This is a genomic window from Mesorhizobium sp. M0664 (assembly GCF_040320565.1).
In the GTDB taxonomy this organism is placed as follows: Bacteria; Pseudomonadota; Alphaproteobacteria; order Rhizobiales; family Rhizobiaceae; genus Mesorhizobium.
Genome location: NZ_JAMYPW010000029.1, coordinates 66,656 through 73,126, shown reverse-complemented (window position 1 = coordinate 73,126; position 6,471 = coordinate 66,656). Strand labels below are relative to the sequence as shown.

Genomic DNA, 6,471 nt, shown 5'->3' with positions numbered 1-6,471 from the left:
TCTCCACGGCATCAACACCTCCGGCCAAAAGCCAAAAGTGTTACCCATGTGTCCGGTACAAAACGTCACCTATGTCTCAGGCCGCGCACTCACCGGCTCGCCGAGTCTGAAGGGACACTGGACGGCGACTGCAGCTGCGATGCAGTATCTTGAGGCAGGCAGAGGGGGGCGCGAGCGGCTTTCATCTTCGCCGCACTCTTACCTCAGATCAGCCTACAACCGATCGGCCCGCGCTTCACCAGAAGCACGGGCTTGGTCGACTCGGCACCGTCGCCGCCCCGTCTAGCGCGGGACCGCTTGTATTCCCGAGACCGAGCGCTCTGTTTCGGCGGAAAAAACCACGAAGGCAAAGATCAGCACGGCGGCAGCGACAATCATTGAGCCGGTGGCGACGATCGGCTCGAGCGCCGGATTTCCCTGCAGCATCAGGTAAAGCGCCGGCAGCATCACGACCAGGCCGAGATTGTAGACGCCATAGTGGATCATCGCGCTCCTGCGGGCAGCCTTCGCCGGGTTCAGCGCATAATAGCCGCCGAATATTGCACTGGTGACCCACCCCAGCAGGTTGATGTGCGCGTGAGCCGGAAACGCGCCGTGATCGCCTGAAATTGCCATCTGCAGGCCAGCTGCAATTCCCAGAATAAGAAAGATGATGGCTGTCTTGAAAAAGAGTTCCGAAACCTTAGGCATATCATTCTCCCAAACCCGTTTTGCCGCCGCATCATGCTGTGGTTCCGGCGATCTTGCCAAGGGACCGTCGGGCCTGCGGAGCCATTTGTCGCCGGCCTGACAGCCCGTTGGCGGCCGGCCGCCGGGCCTGGCCGGTTGCGAGTCCAGCCAGCAAAAAATATGCACTCACGCTAATTTAATTGCAACATTACCGGCCAGGCTTGCATGTCGTTCTCGCCAGGGAAGTGTCCTGCACGATGGTGGTGCCATACGCGCCAAAGATCTGCCCGTCAGTGTTGCAGCAAGGCCTCGCCGAACTTCTCCCACAGCTGTGCGCAATCTGTTGCTCTGAGGCTGGGGGTTCCGACTGGGCCATATCTGATGACGGCGGCGTGAACATCATAGCCAACGATAGGTGCATTGGCGACAAAGTGGATAGCCTCGCCCAATCGGCGGGGGCCAATTGGCGCATCGGTTTTGTTGGTGATATCGAAGACACCACGAATATCCGCTTCCTGATTCCTGGCTGCCAACGCAGCCGCCATTACCCTTTCTTGCATCATCGAAATCTCTCCTATCGGTCTAAGTCTAAGAACCGCGGCTTGTGCCGATCCGGCAGCTGACAACCGGCAAATCGAAGTGCCTTTTGCAGCATCTTGATTGGCTCTTGCTGCGAGCCACTCCGCCCGCTCCCGCGGCAAGCCGATAAGGCAACTGCCAGCAAAATCCGCAGGCACATCCACGGTCGCATCAAACACGGCCCACGTGCCAGTCGGCTCCTGAACGGGCAAAAACCTCATAACAGCGCCTGCTAATATACCATGCCGACTGTGAGAACGAGACTTTTTCCTGCATCAACTAAACGAATGAGAGCTGGTGTCGAAGTGCCGGGCGACGCTCGTCGAAAACAAATCGTCGGCGACATCGCCTGGATCGAAGGTGGGCCTGAGCAGCGATCCGGCCGCATTCGAGGCTCGCCGACAGGGACAAGCACAAGACGCAGCGCGCCGGCACGCCTCGTCAAATGTTACTTTCTGCCCTGCGGATAGATCGTCTCGCCGCGCTTCAGCATCTCCACGAACGCCGCGATCTTCTTCTTGCGTCCGGCTTCGGTTTTCATGTTGTGGATGCGGAAGGCGAGTGCGAAGCGGTTTTGCCCGCTGAGCTTTGCCAGCATCTCTTTCGCCGTGGGCTCGGCGTCTATTGCCGCCTGGAGGTCGTCGGGGATCTTCATCTCCTTGCCGCTCTTGTAGGCGCGCGCCCAGCGGCCGTCGGCCTTGGCCGCATCGACCTGCCTCAGCCCGTGCTCGGTCATCCGGCCCTCCTCGATCAGCCGGGCGACATTGTCGACATTGATCTGGCTCCAGGTGCTCTTCCTGCCGCGCGGGGTGTAGCGCTGCAGGTAGCTTTTGCCGTCCAAGGCCTTGCGCACTGCATCGATCCAGCCCCAGCACAACGCCGCGTCGATGGCTTGCTTCGGCGTGATCGACGGCAGTCCCGAATCGAGCTTATGGATCTTGATCCAGACTTCGTCCTCGCTGTCGTGATGCTCGCCAAGCCAGGCATGGAAGCTTTCGGCATCCCTGAACTCGCGCACCTTGGCGGGGTCGACCTTGACGGGCGCCATCAGCCGGTCCGCCCATGACGCGAGCGCGTAACGACGCCAAACCGCTTGCCGGCCGCGCGCGCGCTCACCTCAGCTCCGAGTTCGCAATCCGCAGGCCTGGTGATTCTCGCCGGCACGCATTCAGCCCGCACGATTGGGCGTTCCGAGGACATGGGATTTCGGCGGCAGCATGACGTTGTCGAATGTCTGCGTGAACATCGCCGCCGCAAAGAAAGCGACGGCGCGCAGGGTTTCGGTGCCGGTGTTGACGAGGTCGTGCCTGACCGGCGTCGGAAGTACCAGGACGCTGCCCGGCCCGACCGGGTGGGTGGTGCCGCCCTCAATGTGTAGCTCGCCGGTGCCGGCGATGATGTATTGCGTCTCTTCGGTGGCGTCGCTGTGCCAGCCGAGCCGCTTGCCGGGCTCGATCTCGTAGACAATGACCGAGGACTGGGTGGTGCCGTGCCCGCCGTAAACCGCGAAAGCGCCGGCCCATTTGACCGACGGATCGTCCTCTGCCCAAACCAGCGAACGTTCGAGCCTGTCGGATGCGACGACTGCTGTCATGGCTTCGTTCCTCTCAGCGAATTGCGAACACGAATCTAGATGATTTTTCTGGTCTGCGTCAGCAAAACTGGCTGCTGACCGTTCCCTCGTGCATTGCGCGTGACGATTTGTCGGGCCGCGATCCGACCTATTCTACTCTCGGGCCGGATCAGTGAGCCGATACCCCAATGCAACCAAGCCTTTACCTTTTAGTCAGTTTTGAGTTGCCCCTGCGTTGCGTTCGTGGTCCGGTACAACCAGGGCGCTCAATGCGGCATTCGGCAACGGTCGCCTCACCGACCGTCAGGGCAACACACCGTCGAGCCAATACAGGAGATAGCAATGGGCATTTTCGACAGTATCAAAGGTGCGATTTTCGGAAACGCGGTTGCGGGCGAAGCGCCGCCGGCGCAACCGTCTCCCGCGCCTGCTTCGAGCACGGCCACCCAGCCGACGGCGCCTACCCGATCCGCCCCGGCTGCAACCCCGGCTCCGGCCGCGCCGGCCGCGCCGTCCTCTGCCCCTGACATCGCTGCCATTCTCGACAAGGCGGTGGCCGCGAGGGGGCAGAAACTCAACTGGAAGAATTCGATCGTCGACCTGATGAAGGCTCTGAATATCGACAGCAGCCTCGGCGCCCGCAAGGAGCTTGCCCACGAGCTGAACTACACCGGCGATATGAACGACACTGTAACGATGAATCTGTGGCTGCACGACGCACTGATGAAAAAGCTGGCCGAGAACGGCGGCAAGCTTCCGAGCGACCTGGCCGCCTAGAGTCACAAGACAAGCAATTCCAGGAAAACGTGTGAACGGTTTTCCGTCCGGAATTGCGTCAAACAAAAAAGACAGACCGGTTCTGCCCGCACCGTGGTTCTTGCTGCGCCGGCTTCGGCCGCAACCGAGCAGACCACACTGCCAAGCATCAGACTGCCCGTAAATAAAACTGAGACCGATCCCGGCCGCCGGGATTGGGTCCATGGCGAAGTCGCATGGCACAAAAGCGCTGCCCTCGCGCCCGGATTGCCTCCCGCAAAACCGACGATTTCGGTCGCTGCCCACGCGCTGGTAGGACCACCATTTTGCTGGCGAAACGCGACGTTCGGCGTATCATTCTCTCGGGAGAGGGTTCATGGTGGGAGGAAGCCAATGAACGTGGTGAAGCGGGTGACGGTCGCCGACTTGACAGCCCAAGAGCTTGTTTCATCTGCGCTTTCACGGTTCGGTGCCGGCGACACCATATCGACGAGGGCGATGCTGGACATCGTTCGCAGGACGGCTCCGGCCTGCGGCAACAGTGACGACGATCTGGTCGAGCTTATCGTCATGACGGCGGTTGGTAGGACCATGGGCGTCGTGTTCGACCATCGCTCCCATTAAAACAATCTGGAACGAACATCAGGCTGCGCCCAGGAGCAGTGGCGGGCGGTGGCAGCGCCGCCAAAGAGGCCGGCCTGTTTGTGCGTGAAGGTCGGCCTGGCACCAAGCCATTGCTTTGAGCAAAACCGCTGCTCATGCCGGGTCATGCCCGAAGCCGGTAGTTGGGCGACACGCTCGAAGGAACTCGCTGAAATCTTGCCCGTTATGCTCTCGTTGAGATGAGGAGAGCTGCCATGGCCGACGACAAAACCAAGACCGACAGTCGCGACCGCTCACGAGTGGCGGGCGGCGAAGACTACGAGGTACGTCACTTCGCCGAGGAAGCGGGCATTACCCCTGAGCAGGCGCGCACGCTGATCAAGCGCCACGGCACCGACCGCAAGGTGCTGAACGAAATCGCCGAGAGCATAAGAGCGTCGTAATGGCTGACAAGAAAACCGCAATGGCCGACCGCAAGACGCGCGATCTGGACGAAAAGGAGGCTCTGCGCCTGGCCGAAACCACCGACGTTTCGCCGAAGCAGGCGAAGGATCTGATGCGCAAGCACGGCAAGGACAGCCCGAAGGTCGAGAAGGAAGCCAAGAACTTCAAGGCCGAGGGCTGAGCCGCCCAGCCGGTTGGACGCGCGGCATGGGGCCGCGATCCTGCGGCTTATCGGTTTTCTAACAAATTCGGCCTATCCCTTCCGCTATCGCGGCTCAGGGATGCCATATGCGCGGGATATCTGGTGGGGCGAGGCCGTCGATAGACGACATACGGCATGTGAGGCTGATGTTTTGCCTGGTGGCGGCGGTCGTGATGGCGGCGGCGCTCCTCGCCTTTGCCCACTCCCTCCTGCAGGATCCCGATAGCTGGTGGCACATCAAGGTCGGCATGGATATGCTGGCACGCCGCACATTCCCCACCGTCGACATCTATTCCTATACTTTTGCCGGCCAGCCATGGATCGCCAAGGAATGGCTTAGCCAGGTCCTCCTTGCAATTGCCTTTCAAGCCGGCGGCTGGAACGGCGTGGTGCTGCTGGCGACTGCAGTAATCGCGCTTACGGCCTTCTTGACGTCGTGGTATCTCAGCGCGTGGTTGAAGCCGACGCTGGCGATAGGACTGACGCTGGTTCTCGCGCTCTTGATCGGGCCAATCTATGTCGCCCGGCCGCACATCTTTACCTTGCCCATCATCGTCGTCTGGACCGCCGGTCTTTTCCAGGCCGCACGCAACGAGAAAGCACCGCCCTTATGGCTGCTGGCGCTGCTTTGCCTGTGGGCCAATCTCCATGCCACCTTCACCTTCGGTTTCGTCATCGCCGCCTTCGCCGGCCTCGATCTCGTCATGCGCACACGCTTGTCGAACCCCCGGCTGCTGGCCAAGTGGATCGCTTTCGGGCTGCTTTGCCCGCTGGTCAGCCTGCTCAATCCCTATGGCGTCAAAGCCATACTCGCCACATTCACCGTGGCCTATGGCAATGAGGCGGTGCCTTACATTGCGGAGTGGCAGCCCTTCGACGCCGCGCGGCACACCCTCCAGGAGGTGGCCCTGCTGGTGGCGCTTTTCGGGCTGCTCGTGTCGAGATTGCGCATTGGCTGGGCCAAGGCGCTGTTCCTTGTCTTCACGTTGCACGTCTATCTCACCCACATACGGTTCATGTACCTGTTCTTTCTTCTCGTGCCGGTGGTCCTTGCCGTCGAGGTCGCGCAACAATATCCAGCGCTTTCAGCCGAGAAATGGGCGGCGGAAAAGCGTGACGGACTTGAACAATTTTTCGCACGGCAATTTTCCAGGATTTGTGCTGGACTTGCCGTTTTGCTGGTTTTGGCGGCTGCCGCCTTGACGAGCTATCCGGTCGCGCCGAGCCAGAAGACCTCGGCGAGGGACGCACTGGCCTTTGCCCAAACCCATAATCTGTCGGGCAATCTGCTGAACTCCTACGATTTCGGCGGCACGCTGATTTTCCATGGCATCAGGACGTTTATCGACGGCCGCGCGGATCAGCTCTTCCTGAATGGCTTTACGGAAACGGACGAGCAGACGGGGCACAGCCGGGGCAAGCCGATCCTGAAAGCCCAACTCGACAAATATACGATAGGCTGGGCGTTGTTGACCGCCGACGACAGCCGCATTCCGTTCTTCGACGAACTGGGCTGGAAGCGGGCCTATGCGGACGATTACGCGGTGATCTACACCCGCGCGGACTGAGCCCCGGCAGCTTCGCGCGCCGGTGCGCACCTCCCTCCTGAAGCTTCGGCCAGCGCCGAGGCGGCGAAATCCTTATG

Annotated in this window: 9 protein-coding genes; 5 read left to right on the top strand and 4 right to left on the bottom strand. The window is 60.8% G+C overall.

The features are described from left to right. Window positions 1–282: 282 nt before the first annotated feature. From NKI39_RS22765 to NKI39_RS22750, 4 genes are all read right to left on the bottom strand, one after another. Complete coding sequence (locus NKI39_RS22765; RefSeq protein ID WP_352501933.1) at window positions 283–690, bottom strand: hypothetical protein; 408 nt, start codon at window positions 688–690, stop codon at window positions 283–285. A 269-nt stretch (window positions 691–959) separates the two neighbouring features. Beyond that, window positions 960–1,427 (bottom strand): hypothetical protein, encoded by a 468-nt coding sequence (locus NKI39_RS22760; protein WP_352501934.1) that lies wholly within the window; start codon window positions 1,425–1,427, stop codon window positions 960–962. A gap of 269 nt (window positions 1,428–1,696) precedes the next feature. Further along, the gene (locus tag NKI39_RS22755) at window positions 1,697–2,296 is read right to left on the bottom strand and encodes a YdeI/OmpD-associated family protein (protein ID WP_352501935.1); all 600 of its coding nucleotides are present in this window, start codon (window positions 2,294–2,296) and stop codon (window positions 1,697–1,699) included. Window positions 2,297–2,416: 120 nt separating this feature from the next. Then, on the bottom strand, window positions 2,417–2,842 hold the full coding sequence (locus tag NKI39_RS22750; protein WP_352465923.1) for a cupin domain-containing protein: 426 nt from the start codon (window positions 2,840–2,842) through the stop codon (window positions 2,417–2,419). Between the two features lie 321 nt (window positions 2,843–3,163). On the opposite strand from NKI39_RS22750, the gene NKI39_RS22745 reads away from it, so the two are divergent. From NKI39_RS22745 to NKI39_RS22725, 5 genes are all read left to right on the top strand, one after another. Then, window positions 3,164–3,598 carry a DUF3597 domain-containing protein gene (locus tag NKI39_RS22745; RefSeq protein ID WP_352539401.1) on the top strand — a complete coding sequence of 145 codons (435 nt, stop codon included), beginning with the start codon at window positions 3,164–3,166 and terminating at the stop codon, window positions 3,596–3,598. 372 nt (window positions 3,599–3,970) lie between these two features. Next, window positions 3,971–4,201 (top strand): hypothetical protein, encoded by a 231-nt coding sequence (locus NKI39_RS22740; protein WP_352469460.1) that lies wholly within the window; start codon window positions 3,971–3,973, stop codon window positions 4,199–4,201. A 233-nt stretch (window positions 4,202–4,434) separates the two neighbouring features. Then, window positions 4,435–4,623: a DUF3606 domain-containing protein gene (locus tag NKI39_RS22735; RefSeq protein ID WP_352502669.1), complete on the top strand. Its 189-nt coding sequence runs from the start codon at window positions 4,435–4,437 to the stop codon at window positions 4,621–4,623. Next, complete coding sequence (locus NKI39_RS22730) at window positions 4,623–4,805, top strand: hypothetical protein (protein ID WP_352469832.1); 183 nt, start codon at window positions 4,623–4,625, stop codon at window positions 4,803–4,805. Before NKI39_RS22735 ends, NKI39_RS22730 begins: the two co-directional genes overlap by 1 nt. A gap of 107 nt (window positions 4,806–4,912) precedes the next feature. After that, entirely contained in the window at window positions 4,913–6,394 is a 1,482-nt protein-coding gene (locus NKI39_RS22725; protein ID WP_352834545.1) for a hypothetical protein, read from the top strand. Window positions 6,395–6,471 lie beyond the last annotated feature (77 nt).

What these genes read in the sequence shown, in the direction of transcription:
- NKI39_RS22765 (WP_352501933.1), bottom strand. Translation starts at nt 690, where the DNA reads ATGCCTAAGGTTTCGGAACTCTTTTTCAAGACAGCCATCATCTTTCTT.
- NKI39_RS22755 (WP_352501935.1), bottom strand. Translation starts at nt 2,296, where the DNA reads ATGGCGCCCGTCAAGGTCGACCCCGCCAAGGTGCGCGAGTTCAGGGAT.
- NKI39_RS22750 (WP_352465923.1), bottom strand. Translation starts at nt 2,842, where the DNA reads ATGACAGCAGTCGTCGCATCCGACAGGCTCGAACGTTCGCTGGTTTGG.
- NKI39_RS22745 (WP_352539401.1), top strand. Translation starts at nt 3,164, where the DNA reads ATGGGCATTTTCGACAGTATCAAAGGTGCGATTTTCGGAAACGCGGTT.
- NKI39_RS22740 (WP_352469460.1), top strand. Translation starts at nt 3,971, where the DNA reads ATGAACGTGGTGAAGCGGGTGACGGTCGCCGACTTGACAGCCCAAGAG.
- NKI39_RS22735 (WP_352502669.1), top strand. Translation starts at nt 4,435, where the DNA reads ATGGCCGACGACAAAACCAAGACCGACAGTCGCGACCGCTCACGAGTG.
- NKI39_RS22730 (WP_352469832.1), top strand. Translation starts at nt 4,623, where the DNA reads ATGGCTGACAAGAAAACCGCAATGGCCGACCGCAAGACGCGCGATCTG.
- NKI39_RS22725 (WP_352834545.1), top strand. Translation starts at nt 4,913, where the DNA reads ATGCGCGGGATATCTGGTGGGGCGAGGCCGTCGATAGACGACATACGG.